24 protein-coding genes are annotated in these 24,834 nt (G+C 65.9%); 12 read left to right on the forward strand and 12 right to left on the reverse strand.

Annotated elements, in window-relative coordinates; genetic code table 11:
• The first annotated feature begins 44 nt into the window (after window positions 1–44).
• The 4 genes from F3J44_RS01440 to F3J44_RS01455 all read left to right on the forward strand — a co-directional run bounded on the left by F3J44_RS01440 (window position 45) and on the right by F3J44_RS01455 (window position 2,810).
• Window positions 45–800, forward strand: coding sequence for a class II aldolase/adducin family protein (locus tag F3J44_RS01440; RefSeq protein ID WP_167270187.1), 756 nt, complete (start codon window positions 45–47; stop codon window positions 798–800).
• A 287-nt stretch (window positions 801–1,087) separates the two neighbouring features.
• Window positions 1,088–1,975, forward strand: coding sequence for an EamA family transporter (locus tag F3J44_RS01445; protein ID WP_167062014.1), 888 nt, complete (start codon window positions 1,088–1,090; stop codon window positions 1,973–1,975).
• A gap of 135 nt (window positions 1,976–2,110) precedes the next feature.
• The gene (locus tag F3J44_RS01450) at window positions 2,111–2,299 is read left to right on the forward strand and encodes a hypothetical protein (RefSeq protein WP_167270189.1); all 189 of its coding nucleotides are present in this window, start codon (window positions 2,111–2,113) and stop codon (window positions 2,297–2,299) included.
• A gap of 214 nt (window positions 2,300–2,513) precedes the next feature.
• The gene (locus F3J44_RS01455) at window positions 2,514–2,810 is read left to right on the forward strand and encodes a hypothetical protein (RefSeq protein WP_167062008.1); all 297 of its coding nucleotides are present in this window, start codon (window positions 2,514–2,516) and stop codon (window positions 2,808–2,810) included.
• A gap of 45 nt (window positions 2,811–2,855) precedes the next feature.
• Here F3J44_RS01455 and F3J44_RS01460 read toward each other — a convergent pair whose 3' ends face one another.
• Together F3J44_RS01460 and ampC are read right to left on the reverse strand one after the other, a co-directional pair.
• On the reverse strand, window positions 2,856–3,185 hold the full coding sequence (locus tag F3J44_RS01460; RefSeq protein ID WP_240158161.1) for a hypothetical protein: 330 nt from the start codon (window positions 3,183–3,185) through the stop codon (window positions 2,856–2,858).
• Window positions 3,186–3,479: 294 nt separating this feature from the next.
• Complete coding sequence (ampC, locus tag F3J44_RS01465) at window positions 3,480–4,622, reverse strand: class C beta-lactamase (RefSeq protein WP_167270191.1); 1,143 nt, start codon at window positions 4,620–4,622, stop codon at window positions 3,480–3,482.
• Window positions 4,623–4,741: 119 nt separating this feature from the next.
• On the opposite strand from ampC, the gene F3J44_RS01470 reads away from it, so the two are divergent.
• Window positions 4,742–5,734 carry a bile acid:sodium symporter family protein gene (locus F3J44_RS01470; RefSeq protein WP_205299616.1) on the forward strand — a complete coding sequence of 331 codons (993 nt, stop codon included), beginning with the start codon at window positions 4,742–4,744 and terminating at the stop codon, window positions 5,732–5,734.
• A gap of 96 nt (window positions 5,735–5,830) precedes the next feature.
• On the opposite strand, the gene F3J44_RS01475 is transcribed toward F3J44_RS01470, so the two are convergent.
• Both F3J44_RS01475 and F3J44_RS01480 read right to left on the reverse strand, forming a co-directional pair.
• The gene (locus F3J44_RS01475) at window positions 5,831–6,424 is read right to left on the reverse strand and encodes a DUF4157 domain-containing protein (protein ID WP_167061996.1); all 594 of its coding nucleotides are present in this window, start codon (window positions 6,422–6,424) and stop codon (window positions 5,831–5,833) included.
• Window positions 6,411–6,974 (reverse strand): TetR/AcrR family transcriptional regulator, encoded by a 564-nt coding sequence (locus F3J44_RS01480; protein WP_167061993.1) that lies wholly within the window; start codon window positions 6,972–6,974, stop codon window positions 6,411–6,413. Before F3J44_RS01480 ends, F3J44_RS01475 begins: the two co-directional genes overlap by 14 nt.
• Window positions 6,975–7,062: 88 nt before the next feature.
• Between F3J44_RS01480 and F3J44_RS01485 the strand changes: the two genes are divergently transcribed.
• Both F3J44_RS01485 and F3J44_RS01490 read left to right on the forward strand, forming a co-directional pair.
• Entirely contained in the window at window positions 7,063–7,794 is a 732-nt protein-coding gene (locus F3J44_RS01485) for an SDR family oxidoreductase (protein WP_167061991.1), read from the forward strand.
• A 28-nt stretch (window positions 7,795–7,822) separates the two neighbouring features.
• Complete coding sequence (locus F3J44_RS01490) at window positions 7,823–8,425, forward strand: 2-hydroxychromene-2-carboxylate isomerase (RefSeq protein ID WP_167270194.1); 603 nt, start codon at window positions 7,823–7,825, stop codon at window positions 8,423–8,425.
• Window positions 8,426–8,515: 90 nt separating this feature from the next.
• On the opposite strand, the gene F3J44_RS01495 is transcribed toward F3J44_RS01490, so the two are convergent.
• The 4 genes from F3J44_RS01495 to F3J44_RS01510 all read right to left on the reverse strand — a co-directional run bounded on the left by F3J44_RS01495 (window position 8,516) and on the right by F3J44_RS01510 (window position 12,038).
• Window positions 8,516–9,061: a cupin domain-containing protein gene (locus tag F3J44_RS01495; protein WP_167061987.1), complete on the reverse strand. Its 546-nt coding sequence runs from the start codon at window positions 9,059–9,061 to the stop codon at window positions 8,516–8,518.
• Window positions 9,062–9,140: 79 nt separating this feature from the next.
• The gene (locus F3J44_RS01500; RefSeq protein ID WP_167270196.1) at window positions 9,141–10,346 is read right to left on the reverse strand and encodes an MFS transporter; all 1,206 of its coding nucleotides are present in this window, start codon (window positions 10,344–10,346) and stop codon (window positions 9,141–9,143) included.
• Between the two features lie 88 nt (window positions 10,347–10,434).
• Window positions 10,435–10,995: a cytochrome b gene (locus F3J44_RS01505; RefSeq protein ID WP_167270198.1), complete on the reverse strand. Its 561-nt coding sequence runs from the start codon at window positions 10,993–10,995 to the stop codon at window positions 10,435–10,437.
• Window positions 10,992–12,038 carry a catalase family peroxidase gene (locus tag F3J44_RS01510; protein WP_167270200.1) on the reverse strand — a complete coding sequence of 349 codons (1,047 nt, stop codon included), beginning with the start codon at window positions 12,036–12,038 and terminating at the stop codon, window positions 10,992–10,994. Before F3J44_RS01510 ends, F3J44_RS01505 begins: the two co-directional genes overlap by 4 nt.
• Window positions 12,039–12,168: 130 nt before the next feature.
• Here F3J44_RS01510 and F3J44_RS01515 point away from each other — a divergent pair, with 130 nt between their 5' ends.
• The gene (locus tag F3J44_RS01515; RefSeq protein WP_167061978.1) at window positions 12,169–12,690 is read left to right on the forward strand and encodes a sigma-70 family RNA polymerase sigma factor; all 522 of its coding nucleotides are present in this window, start codon (window positions 12,169–12,171) and stop codon (window positions 12,688–12,690) included.
• A complete protein-coding gene (locus F3J44_RS01520; RefSeq protein ID WP_167270202.1) occupies window positions 12,687–13,439 on the forward strand; it encodes an anti-sigma factor in 753 nt (250 codons plus the stop codon). Before F3J44_RS01515 ends, F3J44_RS01520 begins: the two co-directional genes overlap by 4 nt.
• A 145-nt stretch (window positions 13,440–13,584) precedes the next feature.
• Here the strand turns inward: F3J44_RS01520 and xthA are convergent, their stop codons facing one another.
• Window positions 13,585–14,397: an exodeoxyribonuclease III gene (xthA, locus tag F3J44_RS01525; protein ID WP_167270204.1), complete on the reverse strand. Its 813-nt coding sequence runs from the start codon at window positions 14,395–14,397 to the stop codon at window positions 13,585–13,587.
• 163 nt (window positions 14,398–14,560) lie between these two features.
• Here xthA and F3J44_RS01530 point away from each other — a divergent pair, with 163 nt between their 5' ends.
• The 3 genes from F3J44_RS01530 to F3J44_RS01540 all read left to right on the forward strand — a co-directional run bounded on the left by F3J44_RS01530 (window position 14,561) and on the right by F3J44_RS01540 (window position 20,678).
• Entirely contained in the window at window positions 14,561–15,211 is a 651-nt protein-coding gene (locus tag F3J44_RS01530; RefSeq protein ID WP_167270206.1) for a GNAT family N-acetyltransferase, read from the forward strand.
• 134 nt (window positions 15,212–15,345) lie between these two features.
• Entirely contained in the window at window positions 15,346–17,007 is a 1,662-nt protein-coding gene (locus F3J44_RS01535) for an autotransporter assembly complex family protein (RefSeq protein ID WP_370526695.1), read from the forward strand.
• Complete coding sequence (locus F3J44_RS01540; RefSeq protein ID WP_205299618.1) at window positions 17,007–20,678, forward strand: translocation/assembly module TamB domain-containing protein; 3,672 nt, start codon at window positions 17,007–17,009, stop codon at window positions 20,676–20,678. Before F3J44_RS01535 ends, F3J44_RS01540 begins: the two co-directional genes overlap by 1 nt.
• A gap of 117 nt (window positions 20,679–20,795) precedes the next feature.
• Here F3J44_RS01540 and F3J44_RS01545 read toward each other — a convergent pair whose 3' ends face one another.
• From F3J44_RS01545 to F3J44_RS01555, 3 genes are all read right to left on the reverse strand, one after another.
• Window positions 20,796–23,219, reverse strand: coding sequence for a TonB-dependent receptor (locus F3J44_RS01545; RefSeq protein ID WP_167270210.1), 2,424 nt, complete (start codon window positions 23,217–23,219; stop codon window positions 20,796–20,798).
• Window positions 23,220–23,340: 121 nt separating this feature from the next.
• Entirely contained in the window at window positions 23,341–24,303 is a 963-nt protein-coding gene (locus F3J44_RS01550) for a FecR domain-containing protein (RefSeq protein WP_167270212.1), read from the reverse strand.
• Window positions 24,300–24,809: a sigma-70 family RNA polymerase sigma factor gene (locus F3J44_RS01555; protein ID WP_167069884.1), complete on the reverse strand. Its 510-nt coding sequence runs from the start codon at window positions 24,807–24,809 to the stop codon at window positions 24,300–24,302. The genes F3J44_RS01550 and F3J44_RS01555 overlap by 4 nt, the downstream gene beginning before the upstream one ends.
• Between the last annotated feature and the right edge of the window lie 25 nt (window positions 24,810–24,834).

Genomic DNA, 24,834 nt, shown 5'->3' on the forward strand with positions numbered 1-24,834 from the left:
TTGGGGCCACCGCGCGCCCCTGGAACCCACGAGGAACAATAACAATGACCGCCACGGAACAGTCCCTGCGCCAGCAACTGGCTGCCTGCTACCGCCTGATCGCCCATTTTCGAATGTCCGACCTGATCTTCACCCACATTTCCCTGCGCCTGCCGGGCCCGGAGCACCATTTCCTGATCAACCCCTACGGCCTGATGTTCGATGAAATCAACGCGTCGAGCCTGGTCAAGATCGACCTGCAGGGCCGCCCGGTGGAACCCACGCCGCACCCGGTGAACCCCGCCGGGTTCGTCATCCACAGCGCCATCCATGGCGCCCGCGAGGATGCCCAGTGCGTGTTGCACACCCACACCCGCGCCGGGTGTGCGGTGGCGGCGCTGGAGTGCGGGTTGCTGCCGGTGAACCAGATGTCGATGGAGTTCCATGGCAAGGTGGCCTACCACGCCTACGAAGGCATTGCCCTGGACTTGGACGAGCATCAGCGGCTGGTGGCTGACCTGGGTGACAAGCCGGTGATGATCCTGCGTAACCATGGCTTGTTGACCACCGGGCGCTCGGTGGCCGAGGCGTTCTTGCGCATGTACTACCTGGAGAAGGCCTGCGAAATCCAGCTGGCGGCGCAGAGTGCCGGGCAGCTGGTGTTGCCGCCTGAGGCGGTGTGCGCGCACACCGAACGCCAGTTCAATGCGCCGGGGCGGGCGTTGAAGGAAGGGGAGTTGACTGACCCGGATGCCATGCAGCTGGCCTGGGCGGCTTTGCTGCGGATGTTGGAGCGAATTGCGCCAGGTTATCGCGACTAATTTGCTAAGCGTTCTGCGTCGGCCTGGCCGGCCTGGTAGGAGCGAGCGCAGCTCGCGATGGGGCGCGCAGCGGCCCCGCCAGGGCTGCTTTGCAGCCCATCGCGAGCTGCGCTCGCTCCTACGGAACAAATCATAACTAAGTGCCATCCTCTGCGCCGCCTCCGCATGCACGCCGTAACAGCCGATCTGTAGTGCAAGGGTTGGCCATAACTGTGCTGGTCCATGGCCGGAAATTGGCCTTATGCTGTTACGAAATATGTCTAGAACGCCTGAAGAAGGAAGTAGCAATGCCGCTCAAGGACCTGCTGATCGCCCTGGTGGTGATCGTCGCCTGGGGAGTCAATTTCGTAGTCATCAAGGTGGGCCTCGATGGGCTGCCGCCGATGCTGCTGGGGGCGCTGCGCTTTCTGTTGGTGGCATTTCCGGCCATTCTCCTGGTCAAGCGGCCAAAGCTGCCGTGGCGCTGGCTGATCGCCTACGGCGCAACCATTTCCCTGGGCCAGTTCGCCTTCCTGTTCCAGGCCATGTACAGCGGCATGCCACCGGGCCTGGCTTCGCTGGTGCTGCAATCGCAGGCGTTCTTCACCCTGGGCTTTGCCGCGCTGTTTCTCGGTGAGCGCCTGCGCCTGGCCAGTGTGCTGGGGCTGGTGATCGCCGCCAGCGGCTTGGCGCTGATCGGCAGCGAAGACAGCGGGCACGTGCCGTTGGTGGCATTGCTGCTGACGCTGTGTGGCGGGGCCATGTGGGGCATGGGCAACATCATTACCCGCCGCTTCGGCTCGGTGGACCTGGTGGCGCTGGTGATCTGGGGCGGGCTGATTCCGCCACTGCCGTTCCTGGCCTTGTCGTGGTGGCTGGAAGGGCCAGAGCGCATCGGCCATGCACTGGCCAATATCAGCTGGAGCTCGATTCTGGCGCTGGCCTACCTGGCGTTCGTCGCGACCATGGTCGGCTACAGCCTGTGGAGCAAGCTGCTGTCCCGCCACCCGGCAGGGAAGGTGGCGCCGTTCTCGCTGTTGGTGCCGGTGATCGGGCTCAGTTCGTCGGCATGGTTGCTGGGCGAGCGGCTGACGGCGGTGCAGGGTTGGGGTGCGTTGCTGGTGATGCTTGGGCTGCTGGTCAATGTGTTCGGGCCCAAGCTTGGGCAGCGGTTGCGGGCAGCCAGCGCGCAGTGACCGCGGGGCCACTGGTCGGTTGTGGACTTTTCGTCCGGGCAGTCTTCATGTGACCGTCTAGTCTCACTGGCTCAGGTCGCGTTTTCAGGCAGGGCTTTTCTTGCCGACGTGGCTGCCACTGAAGGGAGACAGGGCATGAGCGAGTCCTATTTCGAAGACGTAAACGATGCATTCCCGATCAACAGCCAGGTGCGCTGCGGCCAGGCGGCGTTTCGCCTGGGCTTTGCCCACATGACCCTGGATGAATCGCAGCAGCTCAAGCCTGTGCACCTGCAACGCAGCAAGAAAGGCCGCTTCACCCCGCGAGTACCCGCCAAGAAGTAACCCCAGCAATGCTCGCTTCCTCCCTGTAGGAGCGAGCAACGCTCGCGATGCGCCGCCCCGCGGCGCCCCTCGCAACCCCGTGAACCTCATCACGCCAATTGCTCATTTATCTCAACGTTGCTTGACCCTGCTCAAGGCAACCGTGGGTTGCACTCGCGCAACGCCGCTGGCTGTGTTCTGCTTGCCAGGCATTGAGCAACGGAGCGCAAATTTCATGCGGATCAGGGACGAAACCTATTGGCAGTGGGCCGACGCCCAACTGCATTGCCGTACCCACAACGAAGCCTTGAGCGACGGCACCACGATCGACGTGCAGGTACGCCTGTCACGCCTGGGGGCCACCCAGCTGTTTCTTGGGCTGTACCGCCAGGATGGCCAGGCACTGCTGGAGGAGTATTACCCAGCGCGCCCCGGGGAAACCATGACCCGGGCTTTGGTGTGGGGCGTGGACCGGGCCAGGGCGCTGGCCACCGGCGCCTTGCCCATGCCGCGCCAGCGGCGGCGGGCATGAAAAAGCCCGGCCTATGCAGGCCGGGCTCGGTAAGGGTGTCGCCCGTCAGTTGAGCGGGTCGATCACCTTGACTGCCTGCCGCTCACGGGCGGCGGGCCATTCTTGTTGCAGGGTCTGCAGCACGCGGCCAACGAACTCGGTGTCGGCGGCGGCCTTCTTGCCGACGTAGCCTTGGCCACGGCGGTAGACCTTGAAGCGGGCGCGCATGCTGGGCAGGTGCGCTTCGAATTCATCTTCGACCGTGTTCGGCGGCAGGCGGTCGAGGCGTACCTCGCCGGTCTGGCTGACCCACAGCAGGTGGTCATCGAGGCTGTCCTTGCGCAGGGCGAACAGCTGGGCCAATTGGTCGATAGTCGGATTGTTGTTCAAGTTCATCATAAAGCCCCCATTACCTATTTGTTGTTGATTGTCACAGTTGGCGCCACAGGCGTGTAGCGCACTACCAAGGCTGCTACAGCAGCATCGCAACAGGGGCTTTCTCACGCTGCCTTTTGGACAGATTCCCGCTCCACGAACGGCCCGCGTTACCGCGCAGGCCGTCTGGAATACCCTTGCCACCGCTCCCGATCAGGGAGACGGCTTCATCATGCACAAGCGCGATGAACGGCGTCAACCGTTTTGTAGTGATTTTTTTCGGGCACTACATCTTGTCGGACAATCCTTCCTGAACTACTCCCGGGCGCCCAGGCTGGAGAGAATTCGGTAGGCGGCGCGCACGCGCGCTTCGTTCGGGTAATTGCGGTTGGCAAGCAGCACGATGGCCTTGCCTTCGCTGGGGATGAACGCGGCGTAGGCGCCGAAACCATTGGTGGAGCCGGTCTTGTTGTACCAGGCGGCGGGCAGGGCGGGCAGTGCCGGAACCAGGCGCCGGGTGGCTTGGGGTTCGCGAATCAGGCGTGGGCTGTTGCCGTCGACCAGGGTGTCCAGGGCCACCGGGTAGGGGTAGCGTTCCCAGCCCAGGCCTTGGGTCATGGCGCCTACCTGGAAATAACCGCCCTGGGTGATGGCGACCGCCTGGCGCAGCGCCGGGGCCAGTTCGGCCGGTTGCAGGTTCAGGCGCACGTAGCGCAGCAGGTCGCGGGCGTTGGTCTTGATGCCGTAGGCTTCATCGGCATAAGGGCCGGGGCTTACCCGCACGGGGCGGTTCAGCGCATCGTAGCCTTGCGCATAAAGGCCTTGCGCGCTTGCAGGTACCTGCAGGTAGGTGTGCTGCAGGCCCATCTGCGGCAACAGCTGGCGGGTCATGAGTTCGGCGAACGGCTTGTGTTGCGCGCGGGCGGCAAGGTCACCGAACAGGCCCAGGCTTGGGTTGGAGTAACAGCGCTGGGTGTAGGGCTCGGCACGCGGCGCCCAGGTGCGGAAGAATGCCAGCACCTGCGCCGGGCTTTGTACCGGGTCGGGGAACTGCAAGGGCAGGCAGTCGGCGCTGTAGGCCCCGAACGCCAGCACGCGGACTTTGCCCAGCGGCGTGCCGGCAAGGGCGCTCTGGTAGCGCTGGGCCGGGGCATCGAGGTCCAGCTTGCCTTCGGCACTGGCCAAGGCCGCGAGGGTGGCGGTGTAGGTTTTGCTCAGCGAGCCGATCTCGAACAGCGTGTCGGCGCCCACTGGGTTGCCTTCGGCCTTGCTGGCCACGCCATAGCTGAAGTAGTGGCTCTGGCCATTGGCATAGACGGCCACCGCCATGCCGGCGATGTTCTGTTCCTTCATCAGTGGGCGGATGACGGCGTCCACCTGGGCCTGTAACGGCTCGGCGGCGTGCGCCGAGGCAATGCCGAAGGCAAGCAACAAAGGGGCAAGGCGAACGTGTGGCATGCAAGGATCCTTTTCGGGCGAGTGTCCGTTGAGCGACACCGATGGGGGTTCCGGCGTTAGCAGGAAAAAACCACAAACCTTATCGTCTGTGCTTGCACAACCACAAGATGGAATCGGTGATGAAGTATTTGCGCATGTTGTTCGACAATTTCACCCTGTGCCTGCTCGCAACGGTGCTGATCGCCACCGTGCTGCCGTGCTCGGGCGACGGCGCGGTGTATTTTGGCTGGCTGACCAACCTGGCCATCGGCCTTTTGTTCTTCCTGCACGGTGCCAAGCTGTCGCGCGAGGCGATCATCGCCGGTGCCGGGCACTGGCGCCTGCACCTGCTGGTGTTTTCCTGCACCTTCGTGATGTTCCCGCTGCTGGGCCTGGCCTTCAAGCCGCTGTTCGTACCATTGGTAGGCAACGAGCTGTACCTGGGCCTGCTGTACCTGTGCGCCTTGCCGGCCACCGTGCAGTCGGCCATTGCCTTCACCTCGCTGGCCCGCGGTAACGTGCCAGCGGCCATTTGCAGCGCGGCGGCCTCCAGCCTGATCGGCATTTTCCTCACCCCGCTGCTGGTGGTGATGCTGCTGGGCGCCAGTGGCGATACCGGCTCGGGGCTCGATGCGGTGATGAAAATCACCTTGCAGCTGCTGGTGCCGTTCGTGGCCGGCCAGATCACCCGGCGCTGGATCGGTGCCTGGGTGAAGCACAATGCCCGTTGGCTGAAGATGGTGGACCAGGGCTCGATTCTGCTGGTGGTGTACACCGCGTTCAGCGAGGCGGTGGTGACCGGGTTGTGGCACACCGTGTCGGCGCAGCACCTGGCCGGGCTGTTCGCGGCCTGCGGGATCTTGCTGGCGGTGGTGCTGTTCGGCACGCGGCTGCTCGGCAAGGCCCTGGGTTTCAACCTGGAAGACCGTATCACCATCTTGTTTGCAGGCTCGAAGAAGAGCCTCGCTACCGGCGTGCCGATGGCGCAGGTGCTGTTCGTGGGCAGTGGAATTGGCGCGATGATTTTGCCGCTGATGCTGTTCCACCAGATTCAGCTGATGGTGTGTGCGGTGCTGGCGCAGCGGTATGCCGCCCGTGAGCAGGTGGGGGAGCGGGCTACCACGTCATCCTGATCGGCCAGCGTTGGCTCGTTCGCGGGGCAAGCCCGCTCCTACAAGGATACGTAAACCTGTAGGAGCGGGCTTGCCCCGCGAATGGGCCGCCACAGGCTAGCGCGCCTGCCCCGAACTGCGCTGCCTCAGCGCTTTCCCTACCTCAGCCTCGATCTTGTAGGCCGGCCCCTCCAGCTCATCGTAATTGCGCGTATAGCGCCGGGCGAACTCTTCCACCCCCAGCTGCTGATACTGCTGCACGTGCTTGAGCTCGTGGGCCCACAGCGCCACGTTGTCCTCGGCATCGCTGGCATGGCGGAAAATGACCGTGTCGATCAGCGTCACCGCATTCACATCCGGGTTTTGCAGCAGCGCGTTGGCCGCACTGATCTGCTGTTCGTCACCCACCCGGTAGCGCGCCGCATCCAGCACGGCAAAGTCGTACCAAGGTTCTAGCTGTGCGCGGATGTGCAATGGAATCGGCTGGCTGCCACTGGCGGTGGCTTCATCGCGGGCCTGGCGCAGGGCGTAGGCCAGGCTGGCCGAGGCCACGGTTTGCACGTCGTTGAGAATTTGCCCGGCCTGGCCGGGGTCGATCGGTGCGCAGAAGCACGCCATCAGGCAAACCTGGTACTGCCCAGGCGGGCAGGCCTGCTCGGCCAATGCCGGTGCTGCCAGCAGCAAGCCCAGCAACAGGTTAACCGGCCGCATTCAATGCCCTTTCGACAAAGCCCTTGCTTGCGTCCAGCAGTTGCCCCTGAACCTGCTCGCTGGCCAGCATGCGCCCCACCACCAAGGCCCCCACGCACTGGCTGATCAACACCCAGGCCAACGCCTCGTCCTCCAGGGTGGCGCTCCAGGCTGCATGCAGGCTGACCAGCCAGTGCTCGGCCTGCTCGCGCACAGGGCGTTCGGCGCGGGCAATTTCCACCCCCAGCGGTGGCAGCGGGCAGCCGCCCTCGGCGTTGTGCAGGTGTGCAAGGCTCAGGTACTGCTGCAGGCAACGGGCCAGGCGCTCGCGGCTGGCGCCCTGGTTGGCCAGGCGCGCCAGCGGGCTGTTGCACAGTTCCTGGCGGACCACTTCGGTGAACAGGTCGTCCTTGGACGGGAAATGGTTGTAGAACGCACCACCCGTCAGGCCGATGGCCTTCATCAACCCGGCCACACCAGTGCTGGCAAAGCCGCCACGCTTGGCCAGTGCGCCGCTGCTGGCCAGCAGCTTGTCGCGGGTTTGTTGCTTGTGTTCGGTGGAGTAGCGCACGGGAAACCTCTTCGCGCTGGCTTGACGATGGGGGCGATCATAACATAGCGTTCGTTTACTAAACGATCATTCATCAATGAGGGCGAGCATGGCAGAACAACAAAAAGTGGTGCTGGTGGTCGGTGCCGGGGATGCCACCGGCGGCGAAATTGCCAAGCGTTTCGCGCGTGAAGGCTACGTTGCCTGCGTCACCCGGCGCCAGGCCGACAAGCTGCAGCCGCTGGTCGACGAGATTCGTGCAGCAGGCGGCCAGGCCCATGGTTTTGGCTCGGATGCGCGCAAGGAAGAGGAGGTGGCCGAACTGGTGGAGACGATAGAGCGCGACATTGGGCCGATCGAGGCGTTTGTTTTCAACATCGGCGCCAATGTGCCGTGCAGCATCCTCGATGAAACCCCACGCAAGTATTTCAAGATTTGGGAAATGGCCTGCTTTGCCGGCTTTCTCACCGCCCAGGCGGTGGCCCGGCGCATGGTGGCCCGTGAACGGGGTACGCTGCTGTTCACCGGTGCTACCGCCGGCACCCGCGGTGCCGCCGGTTTTGCCGCCTTCGCCGGCGCCAAGCATGGCCTGCGCGCCCTGGCCCAGAGCATGGCCCGTGAGCTTGGGCCGCGCAATATTCATGTCGCCCACGTGGTGGTGGACGGGGCGATCGACACCGCGTTCATTCGTGACAGCTTCCCCGAGCGCTACGCCCTGAAGGGGCAGGACGGCATTCTCGACCCTGCGCACATCGCCGACAGCTACTGGTTCCTGCACGCCCAGCCGCGCGATGCCTGGACCTTCGAACTTGACCTGCGCCCGTGGATGGAGCGCTGGTAAGCCCTGACCGATCAAGGAGACGTGCCCGATGAGCAAGACCGTTGAGTTTCATTTCGACCTGGGCAGCCCGGCCAGCTACCTGGCCTGGACCCAGTTGCCCGCCCTGTGTGCCCGCCATGGGGCGCGGCTTGAGTACCGGCCCATGCTGCTCGGTGGGGTGTTCCAGGCAACTGGTAACGCCTCGCCGGCGATGATTCCCGCCAAGGGGCGCTACATGTTCACCGACCTTGGCCGTTTTGCGCAGCGCTATGGCGTGCCGTTCGGATTTCCACCCGGGTTCCCGATCAATACCTTGGCCCTGATGCGCGGTGCGATGGGGGTGCAGATGCGGTCGCCCGAGCGCTTCGAGGCGGTGCTGGCGGCGCTGTTCAATGGGTTGTGGGCGCAGCGGCGCAATCTGGGCGTGCTTGACGTGCTGGATGACACGCTGCTGCAGGCTGGTTTCGAGCCCGAGGCCTTTCATGCCCTGGCGGCAGATGCCGAGGTCAAGGCCGAGCTCAAGCGGGTGACCGAGCTGGCCGTGGCCCGGGGGGTGTTTGGTGCGCCGACCTGCTTTGTTGGGCAGGAGATGTTCTTTGGGCAGGACCGCCTGGACTTTGTCGAGGCTGCCTTGGCTGGGGAGCAGGGGTAGGGGTGTGATTGAGCTTTCTAGGGGTGAGCTCGGGAAGCCAGGGGCCGCTGTGCGGCCCATCGCGACATGCTGTCGCTCCTACAGGGGGGGTTAGAAATTTGCCGGGGTGTTGGCGCTGATGATTTCGGCCTCGTCGGGGCCGATGTTCTTGAAACTGTGCGGCAGGGTGGTGGGGATGTAGTAGCCATCGCCGGAGTTGAGGATGCTGACCTGGCCATCGACCCAAAGCTCCACGGTGCCCCGGGTGACCAGGCCACATTCCTCGCCCTCGGCATGCACGATCGGCTCGCCTGAGTCGGCGCCCGGTGCATACAGCTCGCGCAGCATGCGCATCTGCCGGGCTTCGACGCTGGCACCGACCAGCAGCATGCGCAGGCCGTTGCGGCCCAGGTCTGGCTGCTCGCCTGCGCGAAACACGAAGCGTTCCTCGCGCACTGGCTCGTCGAAGCTGAAGAACTCCGCCAAGGTCATGGGGATGCCTTCCAGCAGCTTTTTCAGGGAGCTGACCGAGGGGCTGACCCGGTTCTGTTCGATCTGCGAGATCGTCGAGTTGGTCAGCCCGCTGCGGCGGGCCAGTTCCCGCTGGGAGAGGTTGTTGCGTTCACGCACCAGTTTGAGTCGTGTCCCCGTGTCCATAGCCGCCTTGTAATCAGAGGTGTTAAAAATAATGGGCGACGCATTAAAACACACTCTGCACGCTTGCGCGCTGTGCTTCTCAGGCCGCTTGCGGGCGTGGCAGCGGCCACAGCCCGACCAGCAGCAACAGCACGGCCACGGCCAGGAAGGGCAGGCGCGGGTCGACCGCGTAGACCAGGGTGCCGGCCAATGGCCCGATCACCGCGCCCATGCCCTGGGCTGCGCCAATGGAACCGGCGGTGGCGCCCTGTTCGCTGGCCTGCATGGCATTGGCTGCCAACGCTGAAAACGCCGGGAAGACGAAGCCCATGCCGGCGGCGGCGACGAAGTAGCACCCCCACAGCCACGGCGCGCTGCTGGCCATGGCCCCGCACGCAAAGCCCAGGGCCGAGATGCTGGCGCCAACGCGGATCATCTTCAACGGCGGCCACTCCAGCTGGCGCAGCAGCACCTGGGCCAGGATCAGCGCCACCCCCACTGTGGTCAGGGCAATGCCTGCCGCTTGCGCGGCCTGCGCAGGTTCAAGGCCCAGGCGGTCGAGGGCGAAGAAACCGACCACGATCTGCGACACCGTGACGCTGAGCATGGCGCTGAACGCCACCAGCAGTGGCCGGCGCAGGCGCGGGTCGCCAAGGCGCACCGGGCTGGGCGCGTAGTTGTGGGGCAGGGGCTGGGGCTTGAGCTTGAACAGCAGCACCAGGAAGGCACTGGCCGGCAGCAGCGACATCACGTGGAACGGCAGGCTCAGGCTGTGCCGCGCCAGCAGTGCCGCCAGCGCTGGCCCCACGACCAGGCCGACGGCGTTGGCCGCGCCCAGCGATGCCATGGCCTGGGCCCGGCGCTGCGGCTCGACATGGTCGGCGATCAGCGCATTGCCGCCCACCGGAATGGCCGCATAGAACGCGCCGATACAGCCGCGTGCGAGCATCAGGCCGACGAACGCCAGGGTCGCTCCCGGCAGCCAGCGCAAGGCGCCTTCGATGAACAGGCACAGCAGCCAGTAGGCCAGGGTGAAGCCGGCGCTGCCCAGCAGCAGCACCCGGCGCCGGCCCAGGCGGTCGGCAAGCCGGCCCCAGGGCCTGGCCAGCAGCACCCAGACCACGCCGGCCACGGTCACCGCGGCGCCGGCTTGCCAGGTGGCCATGCCCAGCAGGCGGGCGATGGGGCCGATCAGGGCGACGAAGGCCATCATCGACATGGTGCAGGCCATGTTGGCCAGCAGCAACGGGCGTAAATCCAGGGTGCTGGCGGGGGTGAGCAGGGCAGGGTCCTTTGCGATGTTCATTGGCAGTCCAGGGCGGTTCGACACGAATAGGGTGCTGAGCTTAGTGAGCATCATTATCGTTTGTCGAGCCCGCCCGGGTTTGTACCGGTCATTCGCTGCGCCGCAGGGGGCCTGGCCACATGCTGCGCCGCAGGGGGCCTGGCCACATGCTGCGCAACACGCCGTCACGGCGCACCCAGGCGTGCATCAAGGCCGCACCCAGGTGCACCACCACGGTTGCGAACAGCAAGTAGCCGGCCCAGCCGTGGGCCTGGCGCAACACCGCGTACAGCTGCAGGTTGTGCGGGGCGATGGCGGGCAGTTGCAGCGGGCGCGGGTAACCTCCGGCAGACAGCATGGCCCAACCCAGCAACGGCATGGCCAGCATCAGGCCGTACAGCACCAGGTGCGAGGCACCTGCAGCAAAGCGCTGCAAGGGCGGCAGGTCACCTGGCAGCGGTGGATGGGGCAGGGCCAGGCGCAGGCCAATGCGTACCAGCACCAGTACCAGCAGGGCCAGGCCCGTGGCTTTGTGCAGCGCCACCAGCAGCGGATGGCGCGGCGACAGGTCGCCTACCATGCTCACACCAATGAACAGCATGGCCAGGATCAGGATTGCCATCAGCCAGTGGATCAGGCGTGCCAGGGGGTGGAAGGCTTCAGGTTTCATGGCTGCTCTCCGGTGCCGAGCGATTCGCGGCTGCGGCGGTTGAAAGACACCGAATAGGCGGCCGAACGGGCAGCCAGGATCGGGTCGGCGGACGGCTCGATGCCGTGGGGCAGAATCAACGGGTCGAAGTTGAGGTCGCGGCAAGCGCCTTGCTCAGGGCCGTCGACCTGTTCCAGCACCAGGGTGCCGGCGTTCACGCTGCGCCGTTCGGCTGGCCAGGGGCGAGCGGGGTCGTCCGCGGCATCGCCCGCGTCGGCCAGCACCAGGCGCAAGGTCCAGCGCAGCGGGCCCTGGGCCAGGCGCTGTTGCAGGTCATGCTGGAGGAACTGCTTGTCATCGACCTGGGCGGGCAGGGCCGTGAAAGGCGTTTGCGGCTCCAATTGCCAGCGCACCGGTTGCGCGTTGCCGTTGGCGTCGATCAGGCGGAAGGCATTGATGCTGTGATACTGGGTGCTGGCAAAGCTGTCGCTGGGCTTGTAGCTTGCCGCCCATTGGCGGAAGGCCGCACTTTCCGGGTGAGCGGCGAAAAAGGCCTGCAGTTTCGCAGGGTCTGGCTTGCCGGTGGCGGGGTCCGGCGCGCCGGCCAGTACCTGGTCGTAGAAGCCCTGGGGCGTGCTCACCGCCAGCACCGGCGGGTTGTTCATTCCGGTGCGCCAGACCTGGCCATCATCGGTGCTCAGCTCTATCGCCAGGCTGCGCACCGGGATGCTGGTGTCCGGGGCGAACGGGTTGGCGCCGCCGATGGCGAAGCGGCCGATCACCGGCACCCGGGCCTGGCTGAAGGCGCGGGCCGTGCTCAGGCTGGCGGCCTCGCCGCTGGGCTGGAAGTAACCGCTGACGCACAGGCCCTTGGCGTGGTTCTTGCGGTAGCCTGGGTGGTGGCCAGCCTGGGCCTCGAAGGTGTCGATGATGCGCTGCGGGGTCAGTTCGGGCTGGCCGATCCAGCCGGCGGCATAGGCGAAGCCGGCACCCAAGGCGAGCATCACGGCGCCGATGCCGGCCAGGCGCACGGCCTTGGCGGGGCCTTGCAAAGGTGGGTTCATGGTTGTCGTCCGGTTCAGTGAAGGTGCCAGTACGACGGCGCAGGGAAAAACTTATTCCCCCGCCCGGAATAAATTTCGTTGCCAGGCGTCTGCCCCCTACACTGACAACCCCGAAGGCCGGTACCTTGCCATGCACGACCTGGATGAACAGCAGTGGCGCGAGCTGTTGCAGCGCTTGCGCCGCTTTGCCCTGTGGCTGACCCGTGACGCCGGCAGCGCCGATGACCTGGTGCAGGCCACCGTGGAGCGCGCCTTGAGCCGGCGTGGGCAGCAGCGTGAGGCCGAGGCCCTGCGCGCCTGGCTGTTCACCATCCTTTACCGGCTGTTTCTTGATGGCAAACGCCGCGACCGCCTGCATGCCCGCTGGCTGTCCTGGTTTGGCCGCGGCACCGAGGAAAGTGAAGCGGTGGGCGACAACCTGGAGGCGATCGTCCTGGCCCAGGCCGACTTGCAGGCGTTTTCCCGTCTTTCTACCGAGCAGCGTGCATTGTTGTTGCTGGTCAGCATCGAGGGGCTGAGCTACAAGGAGGCCGCCCAGGCCTTGAACATTCCCATCGGCACGGTGATGTCGCGCCTGTCGCGCGCGCGCGCAGCCCTGCGTGAACTGACCGAGGGCAACCCCCAGCCCCCGGCCTTGCGGAGATTGAAATGACGCGCCTGATTCCCAGCGAAGATGAATTGCATGCCTATGTCGACGACCGCCTGGCGCCGCAGCGGCGCGGCGAGGTGCAGGCGTGGCTGGCGGCCAACCCGCTGGAGGCTGCGCGGGTCGAGGCCTGGCGCAACGATGCCCGGCGCCTGCGTGCAGCACTGGCCGGGTTTGCCGAACAGCCGGGGGCTGCACCGCTCGACCTGCGCCAGGTGCAGCGGCAGGTACGCCAGCGCCGCCAGCGGCGCTTTGCTTCGGCGGCGGTGTTGCTGCTGGCCCTGGGCGTGGGCGGGCTGGGGGGATGGCAGGCGCGGCAGGTGACATTGGCCGGCGATGTGCTGCCGATGGCTGATGCGGTGCAGGCCCATCGGTTGTTTGCCGGCAGTGAGGCGTTGGATATCCAGGCCAGCGACCCTGCGCAATTGCGCGACTGGCTGGGGCGGCATTTCAGCCGCGTGGGGCAGTTGCCGGACCTGGCAGGCTACGGGTTCCAGCCGGTTGGCGCGCGGCTGCTCAGCAATGAGCAGGGGCCGGCGGCGTTGCTGGTGTTCCAGGACCGCAATGGGCAGCGCATCAGCCTGTTCTTGCGTTCGCCTGGTGATCACTTCGAGCGCATGCCCCAGGGGCAGCGGGTGGATGGGCAGCTGGAGGCGCGGTACTGGTCCCATGGGGCGTACAACTTCGCCCTGGTCAGTGCGGCGGACGATGTGCGCGGGGCGGGGGTGGGGGAGGCGCTGCGGTTGGGGTTGTAACCCCGCGCCGCTGCGAATTCCTCGCCTCCCGGTAGGAGCGAGCGCAGCTCGCGATGCGATCTACCAGGCGCAGTGCGCCTCAACGCATGCACTGGCCTGTGGCACCGCATCGCGAGCTCCTACCGGGGATCTGCGCTGGGCGGGTTCAGCTCAGCTCAAGCCAGATCGGCGCATGGTCCGAAGGCTTTTCCATGCCGCGCAGTTCATAGTCCACGCCGGCGGCCTTGATCCTTGGCACCAAGGCCTGGGAGGCCATGATCAGGTCGATGCGCAGCCCGCGCTTGGGCTCGTCCTCGAAACCGCGGCTGCGGTAGTCGAACCAGCTGAAGCGGTCGGCCACGTCCGGGTACAGGTGGCGGAAGCTGTCCACCAGGCCCCAGCCCTTGAGGCGCTCCATCCATTCACGTTCCTCGGGCAGGAAGCTGCACTTGCCGGTTTTCAGCCAGCGCTTGGCGTTGTCCGGGCCGATGCCGATGTCGCAGTCCTGGGGCGAGATGTTCATGTCGCCCATCACCAGCAGCGGCTGGTCAGTCTTGAACTGCCCTTCGAGCAGCGCCTGCAGGTCGCTGTAGAAGCGCTGCTTGGCCGGGAACTTGGTGGGGTGGTCGCGGCTTTCGCCCTGGGGGAAGTAGCCATTCATGATGGTGATCGGCGTGCCGTCGGCATCGGCGAAGGTGCCCCAGATGAAGCGGCGCTGGGCGTCTTCCTCGTCACTGGCAAAGCCCTTGAACAGGCTCAAGGGTGCCTGGCGCGAGAGCAGGGCGACGCCGTAGTGACCCTTTTGCCCGTGGTAGTGCACGTGGTAGCCCAGGGCTTGAACGTCAGCCAGGGGGAACTGATCGTCGCTGACCTTGGTTTCCTGCAGGCCGATCACGTCCGGCTGGTGCTTTTCGATCAGCGCCGCCAGCTGGTGCGGGCGAGCCCGCAGGCCGTTGATGTTGAAACAGACGATCTTCATGGAAAGACAATCCTGGTAAAAGGCCGGATGCTAGCCGACATCGGCCACGATCACCAGCGTGGCAGCCCGCCCGGGGCACTGCTAAGGTGCAGAGCACGAGGTGAACGATGCGCAGTGGGGCACCTCCAAGGCTTGTACGCCCTTTCCAGGAGGTTTGCCCGCAATGCCCGAAACCACTGCCGCCCAGGCCCGTGTCTGCATGCTTGACGACGGCTACAGCCGCGAAGCGCGTTCGCTGTTGTACAACGCCTACCGTCACGAACCCACCTTTGCCTATATCTTCGACGCCCAGCGGCCCGGTTACGAACGGCGCCTGCGGGTGATGGTGCGCGAATGGGTGCGCCAGCACTTCTACCTGCAGCTGCCGGCCATCGGCTTGCTGGTGGAGGACCGGCTGATCGCCCTGGCCTTGATCGTGCCGCCGCAGCGTCGGCTGGGTGTCGCCGACAGCTGGGCCTGGCGCCTGCGCATGCTGTTGGGCACCGGCCAGCGTTGCACCCGCCGCTACATGGAATACCAGGCTGCGCTGATCGGCTGCCTGCCGCCAGGGCAGGTGCACATGCTGCCCCTGCTGGGCGTGCACCCGCAGTTTCGGGGCCAGCAGTACGGCGAGCAATTGTTACAGGCTGTGCACGACTGGTGCGCGGAGGATGCCAACACCCAGGGCGTGGTGCTGGACTCGGGAAATGCGCATTACCTGGCGTTTTACCAGCGCCAGGGCTATGAAGAAATTGGTGAAGTGGCGGTAGGGCCGATCCGTGAACGGGTGTTCTTTCATCCCAATCCGGGCGCTTCGTTGCCCTCAATTGCCTGAACAGGCCTGCCAGACGCCTCCCTTGAGCGGCTGGCTCTGGTAGCATGCGGCGCATGACGTATTCAGGAAGATTCACCTGGGGCCTGGTTTTCTGGGCCGCCAGTTTTGCAGCATGGGGCCAGAGCGCGTTGTTGGTGCAGGTTAAACCGGCCAACAAGGCGCTCAAGGCCAATGTCGAAGGCTATATTGGCACCTTGGGGGACCGCGACGAGGAAGCGCTGCTGCGTTTCAGCCGCGGGGCAGAGGAGCAGGCGCGCAAAGCCGCGCAGGCACTTGGCTACTACCAGGCGCAGATCGACACCGAGGTCAAACCACCGACCAAGGACGATCAATCCCCTCAGCTGATTATCAAGATCGACCCTGGCGAGCCGGTGCGCCTGCGCAACGTGACGGTGCGCATCGAAGGCCCGGCCAGCGAGATGAAGGCCTTCCGTATCCCCGACAGCAAGGCCCTGCGCCCGGGCGAGCAGCTTAACCATGGCCTGTACGAAGACGCCAAGCGCCTGATCCAGAACCAGGCTTCGCGGTATGGCTTCTTCAGCGGGCGCTTCAGCCGCCAGCGCCTGGCGGTGGACCCGCAGGCGGGCGTTGCCGACATCGAACTGGTGTACCAGAGCGGCCCGCGCTACCGCCTGGGCGAGGTCCGCTTCAGCGGCGACACCCCGCTGGACCACGACCTGCTGCAGCGCATGGTTTCGTTCAAGCCAGGCACGCCCTACGACTCCGAGCTGATCGCCGAACTCAACAACGACCTGCAGTCCAGCGGTTACTTCGAAGGCGTGAGGGTCGACGCCGCACCCACCGCCGCCGTGGGCGAAGACATTCCGGTGGACGTTCGCCTGGACAGCCGCAAGCCACGCACCATGGGCCTGGGCCTGGGCTTTTCGACCGACGTCGGCCCACGCGGCAAGGCCAACTGGACCCGCCACTGGGTCAACCCCCAGGGCCACAGCTATGGCTGGGAAACCGAACTCTCGGCGCCGCGGCAGAACGTCGGCCTGTGGTATGACATTCCCCTCGACCCACCGCTGACCGACAAACTGCGTTTTGCCGGCGGTTACCAGAACGAGGAGCTTTCCGGCACCGACACCCTCAGCAAGCTGCTCACCGTTGGCCCCGAATGGCACAGCAAGCTGCCCAGCGGCTGGCAGCGGGTGATTTCGCTCAAATACCAACGCGAGGAATACCGCCTGGGCGACGACTCGGGCCTGAGCAACCTGCTGATGCCCGGTATCAGCTTCAGTTACCTGCGCAGCGACAACCGCATCGACCCGCACAACGGCTACCGCCTGCAGTTCGACGCCCAGGTGGCCAAGGAAGGCCTGGTGTCGGACACCAACCTGCTGCATGGCAACGTGCTGCTCAAGGGCCTGACCACCCTGGGCCACAACCACCGCTTCCTTGGCCGTGTGCAGTTCGGTGGCAGTGCCACCAACGGCTACAAGAACAATATCCCGCCGTCGCTGCGTTTCTTCGCCGGTGGCGACCAGAGCGTGCGCGGCTATGACTACCAGACCCTGTCGCCAAAAAACAGCGACGGCGACCGCATCGGTGGCCGTTACCTGGTAGCTGGCAGCGTCGAGTACCAATATTCACTGACCGACAAGTGGCGCCTGGCGACCTTTGTCGACCAGGGCAATGCCTTCAACACCCTGGAGCTGCCTAGCCTGAAGACCGGGGTTGGCTTTGGCGTGCGCTGGGTGTCGCCGGTGGGGCCGCTGCGCCTGGACCTGGCCAAGGCGCTCGATGACGACGGTGGTATTCGCCTGCACTTCTCCATGGGGCCTGAGCTGTGATGCGTGTGTTGAAATTCGTTCTGCTGGGCCTGCTTGGTTGTGTACTGCTGGTGGCCGCCGCCCTGGGGCTGGTGCTGGGCACCGAAGGCGGCAGCCGCTGGGCGCTCGCCCGGGTGCCGGGGCTTGTGGTCGAGGACTTCCAGGGGCGCCTTGCAGGCACCTGGCAGGCCAGCCGGCTGAGCTGGGCCGATGCGGGCAGCCGGGTAGAGGTGCAGGCGCCGCTGCTGAACTGGTCGCCGGCGTGCCTGGTGCGGGCCACCTTGTGCATCGAACAGTTGCATGCACAGCGCATCGACATGGCCTTCGCACCCAGTGACCAACCGGCCGAAAGCGGCCCGTTGCAACTGCCTGCGCTGCGCCTGCCGCTAGCCATCGAGGTCAACGAGGCCAAGGTCGGGCAAATACGCCTGGATGGCAGCGACCTGCTGGGCGACCTGCACCTGGCGGCGCACTGGGCGGCGGGTGGGTTGCGTATCGACAGCCTGCAGCTGCAGCGCGACGACTTGCGGGTGGATGTGCACGGCGACCTGCAGCCCGAAGGCGACTGGCCGTTGCAGGTACAGGGGCAGGTGCAGTTGCCTGCCGTGGAAGGCAAGGCCTGGCAACTGGCATTGACCGCCAAGGGCCCGCTGCAGAAAACCCTGCAACTTGACGCCACCAGCACGGGCTACCTCGATGCGCACCTGAGCGGTGAAGTGCAGGCGCTGGCCGAGCATGTACCCGCCAGGCTCCAGCTTCGTGCCGAGGCTTTCAAGCCGGCGGCAACGCTGCCTGATACCTTGCAGTTGAACCAGCTGCAACTGGATGCCCAAGGCGACTTGCTCAAGGGCTACCAGCTGTCCGGTACTGCCAGCCTGCCGGCCGAACAGGGCCCGATCGCCTTGGCCCTGGCAGGCCGGGTCGATGCCAAGGGTGTCAATGTGCAAGCCCTGGACCTCAAGGCCAGCGACAGCCAACGCCTTAAGTTGCAGGCCAATGCCGACTGGCAGCAGGGCCTGAGCGCCGATGCCCAGCTTGACTGGCAAGACTTCCCCTGGCTGCGCCTGTACCCGTTGCAGACACCACCTGAAGTCACCCTCAAACGCCTCAATGCCCAGGTCACGTACCGTGATGGCCGCTACCAGGGCCGCTTCGATGGCGACCTCGACGGCCCGGCGGGGGCGTTCACCCTGGCCAGCCCGTTCAGCGGCGACCTGGGCCAGGTAAGCCTGCCGCAGCTCGCGATGACCGCGGGCCAGGGCAAGGCGGCCGGCAGTGTCGCCGTGCGTTTCGCCGATACCCTGGCCTGGGATGTCGACCTGCAGTTGTCGGCACTGGACCCGGCCTACTGGCTGGCGGAACTGCCCGGCACCCTGGCCGGCCCGCTGCGCAGCAAGGGTGAACTCAAGCATGACCAATTGAACCTGGATGCCCAGCTCGACCTCAAGGGCCGTTTGCGCGGCCAGCCGGCCGTGCTCAAGGTCGAGGCGCAAGGGGCGGGACAGGCCTGGACCCTCGGCGCCCTGGCCGTGCAACTGGGTGACAACCGCATCAACGGCAGCGGCAGCCTGCAACAGCGCCTGGCCGGGCGCATCGACCTCGACCTGCCGCGGCTCGGCCAGCTGTGGCCGCGGCTGCAAGGGCAGGTCAAGGGCCGGCTGGACGTGAGCGGTACGTTGCAGGCTCCCCAAGGCAACCTGACCCTGCTTGGCCAGCAACTGGCCCAAGCGGATAACCGGGTGCAACGCCTTGACCTGACGGCGCGGCTGGACAACGCCCAGCGCGGCGTGGTGGAACTCAAGGCGGGCGGCATTCGCTTGGGCGAAACCCAGCTGGGCACCTTGCAGGCCAACGGCAAGGGCGACATCCGCCAGCAGGCCCTGACCCTGGCGCTCGACGGCCCGCAATTGAAACTCGACCTTGGCCTGGACGGCCAACTGAGCAAAGGCGACTGGCGCGGCCGCCTGGCCAGCGGCCGTATCCAGGCCGGTGGCCAGGACTGGCAATTGCAGTCTCCCGCCCGCCTGCAGCGCCTGGCCAGCGGCCAGCTGGACTTCGGCGCCCACTGCTGGCGCTCCGGCCAGGCCAGCCTGTGTGGCGAGGACCAGCGCCTGGCACCGGAGCCGCGCCTGCGTTACCACCTCAAGCAGTTCCCACTGCAGAGCCTGGCGCAGTGGTTGCCCAAGGACTTCGCCTGGCAGGGGCTGCTCAATGCCGACGTCAACCTGGACATTCCGGCCAGCGGCCCCAAGGGCACCCTGCGTGTCGACGCCAGTGGCGGCACCTTGCGCGTGCGCGACAAGGGGCAGTGGGTCGACTTCCCCTACCAGGCCCTGCGCCTGGACAGCACGTTGGCGCCACGGCGCATCGACACCCGCCTGGACTTCCAGGGCGAGCGCCTGGGCCAGCTGAGCCTGAACACCCGCCTGGACCCTCTGGGCAAGGACAAACCGCTGTCTGGCGATTTCCGCCTGGCCGGCCTGGACCTGTCGATCGCCCGCCCGTTCGTGCCCATGGTCGAGCGCCTGGCCGGGCAGCTCAATGGCACTGGCCGGTTGTCCGGTACCTTGCTGGCGCCCCAGGTCAACGGCAACCTGACGCTCAGTGGCGGTGAAGCCAGTGGCGGCGAGTTGCCGGTGAGCCTGCAGGATCTTTCGCTGCAGGCCATGATCGCCGGCGAGCAGGTGCAACTCAACGGAAACTGGCGCAGCGGCGAAGCCGGGCGCGGGCAGCTGTCCGGGCACCTCACCTGGGGCCAGGCGCTGGGCATGGACCTGCGCCTGCAGGGCCAGCAACTGCCGGTCAACGTCGAGCCCTATGCCAAGCTGGAGGTCGCTCCCGACCTGAACCTGCGCCTGGTCGACGACAAGCTGGCGGTGACCGGCAAGGTGCTGGTGCCCAAGGGCGCGATCACCGTGCGCGAGCTGCCGCCATCGACGGTGAAGGTGTCTGACGATACGGTGATCGTCGGCCACCAGACCGAGCAGGGCAAGCCGCCCATGGCGATGGCCATGGACATCGATGTGCAGGTAGGGCAGGACAAACTGTCGTTCAACGGCTTTGGCCTGACTGCCAACCTGCTGGGACACGTGCACATCGGCGACAACCTCGATACCCGCGGCGAACTGAGCCTGGCCGACGGCCGCTACCGCGCCTATGGCCAGCGCCTGACCATCCGCCGGGCACGCCTGTTGTTCGCCGGCCCCATCGACACGCCTTACCTGGATATCGAAGCGATTCGCCAGGTCGATGACGTGATCGCCGGCATCCGCTTGAGCGGCAGTGCCGAACAACCCACCACCACGGTGTTTTCGGAACCGGCCATGAGCCAGGAACAGGCGCTGTCCTACCTGGTGCTGGGGCGCCCGTTAAGCACTTCGGGCGAGGACAACAACATGCTCGCCGAAGCGGCCCTGGGCCTGGGGTTGGCAGGCAGCTCCGGGGTGACCGGCAGCCTGGCGTCGAGCCTGGGCATCGAGGATTTCCAGCTCGACACCGAAGGCTCGGGCAACACCACCAGCGTGGTGGCCAGTGGCAATCTCACGGAAAAGCTGAGCTTGCGCTATGGCGTGGGTGTGTTCGAGCCAGCCAATACCATTGCGCTGCGTTACAAGTTGAGCAAGAAGGTCTACCTGGAAGCAGCCAGTGGCCTGGCCAGCTCCCTGGATATTTTCTACAAGCGTGATTTCTGAGCCATTGGCGCCGCTTGCGGCGCATCGCGAGCTGCGCTCGCTCCTACCGGTCTTTGCGTAACCCCTGTAGGAGCGAGCAACGCTCGCGAAAGCGCCGCAAGCGGCGCTTATCCACGATCAGAAATCCACACTGGCAGACACGCGCAACAGGCGTGGCGTACCTTGGGTGAGGTAGTTGTTCGAGGTCGATGCCGACGCCCAGTACGCCTTGTTCGCCACGTTCTCGACATTGGCCCGCAAGGTCACCTGCTTGTCATCCACCTTGAAGCTGTAGCGCCCGCCCAGGTCGACCCGGGTCCAGGCCGGGATGTTCAGGCTGTTGGTGGCATTGACGTACTGCCCGCCGGTGCGCAGCAACCGGGCGTTGAGGGCCGCGCCGGGCAGGCCGGGTACGTCCCAGTCGGCACCGAAGTTGAACTGGAAGCGTGGCACGCCAGGCGCGCGGTTGCCGTCATTGCTGCCGCCGGCGGTGTTGTGCAGCTCGGTGTGCATGAACACCGCGCCGGTCAGCAGGCGCAGGCCGTCCACTGGCTCGCCGAACAGGTTCAGTTCCAGCCCCTTGTTGACCTGCTCGCCATCCATGCTGAAGGTGTCCTTGTCGGCGCCGGGTACACGGAAGGTGGTGCTGTTGGGCTGCTCGATGCGGTACACGCCCAGGGTTGCGCCGAAGCTGTTCCAGTCGAGCTTGACGCCGGCCTCGACCTGCTTGCTGCGCTTGGGCGGGAACACCTCATTGGCGTTGCTGACGCTGGACGGTGCGGTGGGGCCCTGGGCCAGGCCTTCGATGCGGTTGGCGTAGAACGACACATGCTCCCACGGCTTGAGCACCAGGCCATACACCGGGGTGGTCACCGATTCGTCGTAGTTGGCGTTGCGCACGCCAGTTGCCGTGAGCCAGCCGTCAACGCCGATCGACTGCTTGCGCACGCCCACGGTCAGCAGCACGCGGTCATCGAAAAAGCCCAGGGTGTCGGAAACTGCCGCGCTCTTGACCCGGTTCTTGCCCACGATGCGCGGGTCGTGCAGGTCGCTGCCGGTGTAGGTGTTGGTGGGCCGCGATACCGTTACCGGGTGGTACAGGTTGGTGTCGTAGCGGTTGGTCGAGGTTACCGCGGCATAGGCCGAGCGCTGCTCGCCCCACAGGCCCGAGAGGCCGAAGTTGACCCGGTGGCTGACGGGCCCGGTGGCGAAATGGCCGTTGATGCCGGCCATGGCACTCTTGTTGTCTTCATCGTGCGGCGGGTAGAGGTAGCCGCCGCGCGCCGTGCCGTTTTCGTCACTGACGTACAGCGATGAGTACTCGCCGTTCTCGCGGGTATGCTTGGCCCCTGCGCCCGCGTACAGGGTCCAGTTGTCGTTCAAGTCGTACTCGGCATTGAGCATGCCGTAGGTGTCTTCCAGTTGCGACCAGGTCCAGGGCTGGGAGTAGTTGTCGCGCGCCGATGGGGCACGTGGCACCTTGCTGCCGGTGGGGTAGATCACCGCGCGGCCGCCGTTGATGCGCTCTTTCTGGTAGCCCAGGTCGGTAGACAGGCGCAGGCGTTCGCCACGGTAGTCCAGGGCCACGGCCACCAGGGTGGAATGCTGCGCCTCGTCGTGCACGCCGGTGCCGCCATCATGCTGGGCGAGGTTGATGCGCGCGCCGAAGCGGTTGTCTTCGCCAAAACGCTTGCCCAGGTCCAGGTGGCCGCCGATGTTGGCGCCGGTGGCGTAGTCCAGGGTGACGTGGCGGGTGGGGGTGTCCTCGGCGCGCTTGGGCACCAGGTTCACCGCACCGCCAATCCCGCTGCCCTGGGGTGCAACGCCATTGAGGAAGGCATTGGAGCCCTTGAACACTTCAACCCGCTCCAGCGCCTCGGTGGTGACGATCTGCCGCGGCAGCACGCCGTACAGGCCGTTGTAGCTGATGTCATCGGTGTTCAGCGGCAGGCCGCGGATGGTGAACACCTGCGAGAAGTTGCCAAAACCTGCCGACTGGCGCACCGCGGCGTCGTTCAGCAGGACATCGCCCAGGGTGCGCGCCTGCTGGTCGGCAATGGTTTTGGCGGTGAAGCTGGTAACGCTGAATGGCACATCATTGATGGCCTGGTCGCCCAGCACGCCGAGCCGGGCGCTGCGGGCCACCTGGCCACCTTGCCAGGCATCGCTGTTTGCGGCCAGGTTGCTGTTGATGGTGGTCGCACCCAGTTCCAGGGCGTTGCCCAGTTCCACGGTCGGGGCCAGGGTGTAGCCGCCGCTGTCGGTGGCGATCAGGCTGAAGCCGCTGCCGCCGAGCAGTTGGGCGAAGCCACCGGCCACGTCGTAACTGCCTTGCAGGCCCGGGCTTTGCTGGCCTTTGAGCATGGCCGGGTCGAACGACAGCGGCACGCCTGCGCTGGCGGCGAAACGCGCCAGCACATCGGCCAGGGGGCCTGCGCCGATGTTGTAGGTCCGTGGGCTGTTGCTGGCGGTGGCGTCTGCGGCCATCAGCGCCGGGGCCGGGGCGAGGGTGCCGATGGCCATGGCCAGGGTCAGGGCCTTGTAGCGAAAGCGGGGCATCATGCGGTGGTCCTGTTGTGCAGAATAGGGGTTCTGCACTCATCACCGGACGACGCAGGAAAAAGTATCATGAGGTTGCGCAGATTGTTCCAGGCACGATCGCAGGCCTTGGTAGGCAACGCCCTCAGGCGTGCGGTTCAACCGTCACCCAATAGCGGCTCATGCCGCGAACCACCACTGGCAAGGTATCTGCGAGCAGGCGCAGGCTGGCATCGCTGTCGGTCAATGGGAATGCGCCGGAAACCCTGAGCTCACGCACACCCGGGTGGCAGCGCAACACGCCAGGGCGATAGCGGTCCAGTTCCTGCACCAGGTCGGCCAGGCGCATGTCACGAGCCATCAGCATGCCGTGCTCCCAGGCCAGGTCGCCGGCATCCAGGGCGTGGGCCGGCTGCACCCGCACGCTGTCGAAGGCCGTGCGCTCGCCGGCCTGCACCTGTTGGCCGCCCCCATGCAGGGGCTGGGCATCGACGGCGCCAGTGAGCACGGCAACCCGGGTCAGTGGGCCATCCACGCGCACGCTGAAGCGCGCCCCAAGTGCCCGCACCTGGCCATGCAGCGTGCGCACCAGAAATGGCCGCGCCGGTGTGGCAGGGTCGGTGGCGCTGCTGACGAGGATTTCGCCGGCCAGCAAGTCGAGGCGCCGTTGCTCGGCGTCGAAGCGTATGTTCAGGGCGCTGTGGGTATTGAGCAGCACCTGGCTGCCATCAGCCAAGGCCAGCGGGCGCTGTTCACCAACCGCCGTGCGGGCATCGGCCGTCCACTGCTGCCAGGGCATTTCACGCACGCTTAACCACGCCGCAGGGGCCGCCAGCAGGAGCAAGCCCAGGCGCTGCATGGCCTGGCGCCGGCTGAGCGCGCCATTGCGGCTGAGCCTGCGCAGGGTTTCCCCACTGACAGGCGCGGGCAAGCGGCCCAGGTCGCCCAGGATGGATTCGGCGCGCTGCCAGGCCATGGCATGCTCGCTGCTGCGCTGGCACCAGGCCTGGACGGCGCGGTGGTCGTCTTCGGTGGCGCTGCCCGATTGCAATTGCACCAGCCAGTCGGCGGCCTCGCCAAGAATGGCCGGGTCGATGCGTGGGCTCACAGGTCAAGGCTCAAACAGGCAAGGAAGGCGCTGCGCATGTCGCGTTTGACGGTGATCAACGCTACCTGCAACTGGTCGGCAATTTGCGGGTAAGTGAGGCCATCGAGTTGGGACAGCAGGAACACCTGGCGTACCCGTGCCGGCATTTCCCGCAGCATGGCATCGATGCGGCAGAGGCTTTCCAGGATCAGCCAGCGGGTTTCCGGCGAGGGCACCTCCGGTGCTGGCAAGTGGGCAATGGCTTCAAGGTAGGCCCGCTCGACATCCTGACGCCGCCAACGGTCCACCAGCAGCCCTTTGGCAATGTGCGTGAGCAGGGCGCGGGGTTCGCTGCCAAAACCGTTGGCTGCCTGGCGGCCCAACAGGCGCACGAAGGTGTCATGTGCAAGGTCGGCGGCATCGCAGGTATTGCCCAGCTTGCGCAGCAGCCAGCCCTGCAGCCAGCCATTGTGCTCGGCGTACAGCGTCTGGACCTGCAGGGTAAGGGTTGGGTCGGCGGGCGGCATGGTGGTCTGGGTAGGGTGTAATTAA

The sequence above is a fragment of the Pantoea sp. Tr-811 genome (assembly GCF_011752535.1).
Classification (GTDB): domain Bacteria; phylum Pseudomonadota; class Gammaproteobacteria; order Pseudomonadales; family Pseudomonadaceae; genus Aquipseudomonas.

Coding starts and splice junctions, on each gene's coding strand:
- F3J44_RS01495 (WP_167061987.1), bottom strand. CDS start 9,061: ATGGACACGGGGACACGACTCAAACTGGTGCGTGAACGCAACAACCTC.
- F3J44_RS01475 (WP_167061996.1), bottom strand. CDS start 6,424: ATGCGGCCGGTTAACCTGTTGCTGGGCTTGCTGCTGGCAGCACCGGCA.
- F3J44_RS01505 (WP_167270198.1), bottom strand. CDS start 10,995: ATGAAACCTGAAGCCTTCCACCCCCTGGCACGCCTGATCCACTGGCTG.
- F3J44_RS01515 (WP_167061978.1), top strand. CDS start 12,169: ATGCACGACCTGGATGAACAGCAGTGGCGCGAGCTGTTGCAGCGCTTG.
- F3J44_RS01555 (WP_167069884.1), bottom strand. CDS start 24,809: ATGCCGCCCGCCGACCCAACCCTTACCCTGCAGGTCCAGACGCTGTAC.
- F3J44_RS01445 (WP_167062014.1), top strand. CDS start 1,088: ATGCCGCTCAAGGACCTGCTGATCGCCCTGGTGGTGATCGTCGCCTGG.
- F3J44_RS01460 (WP_240158161.1), bottom strand. CDS start 3,185: ATGAACTTGAACAACAATCCGACTATCGACCAATTGGCCCAGCTGTTC.
- F3J44_RS01500 (WP_167270196.1), bottom strand. CDS start 10,346: ATGAACATCGCAAAGGACCCTGCCCTGCTCACCCCCGCCAGCACCCTG.
- ampC (WP_167270191.1), bottom strand. CDS start 4,622: ATGCCACACGTTCGCCTTGCCCCTTTGTTGCTTGCCTTCGGCATTGCC.
- F3J44_RS01510 (WP_167270200.1), bottom strand. CDS start 12,038: ATGAACCCACCTTTGCAAGGCCCCGCCAAGGCCGTGCGCCTGGCCGGC.
- F3J44_RS01530 (WP_167270206.1), top strand. CDS start 14,561: ATGCCCGAAACCACTGCCGCCCAGGCCCGTGTCTGCATGCTTGACGAC.
- F3J44_RS01490 (WP_167270194.1), top strand. CDS start 7,823: ATGAGCAAGACCGTTGAGTTTCATTTCGACCTGGGCAGCCCGGCCAGC.
- xthA (WP_167270204.1), bottom strand. CDS start 14,397: ATGAAGATCGTCTGTTTCAACATCAACGGCCTGCGGGCTCGCCCGCAC.
- F3J44_RS01540 (WP_205299618.1), top strand. CDS start 17,007: ATGCGTGTGTTGAAATTCGTTCTGCTGGGCCTGCTTGGTTGTGTACTG.
- F3J44_RS01450 (WP_167270189.1), top strand. CDS start 2,111: ATGAGCGAGTCCTATTTCGAAGACGTAAACGATGCATTCCCGATCAAC.
- F3J44_RS01545 (WP_167270210.1), bottom strand. CDS start 23,219: ATGATGCCCCGCTTTCGCTACAAGGCCCTGACCCTGGCCATGGCCATC.
- F3J44_RS01520 (WP_167270202.1), top strand. CDS start 12,687: ATGACGCGCCTGATTCCCAGCGAAGATGAATTGCATGCCTATGTCGAC.
- F3J44_RS01485 (WP_167061991.1), top strand. CDS start 7,063: ATGGCAGAACAACAAAAAGTGGTGCTGGTGGTCGGTGCCGGGGATGCC.
- F3J44_RS01440 (WP_167270187.1), top strand. CDS start 45: ATGACCGCCACGGAACAGTCCCTGCGCCAGCAACTGGCTGCCTGCTAC.
- F3J44_RS01455 (WP_167062008.1), top strand. CDS start 2,514: ATGCGGATCAGGGACGAAACCTATTGGCAGTGGGCCGACGCCCAACTG.
- F3J44_RS01470 (WP_205299616.1), top strand. CDS start 4,742: ATGAAGTATTTGCGCATGTTGTTCGACAATTTCACCCTGTGCCTGCTC.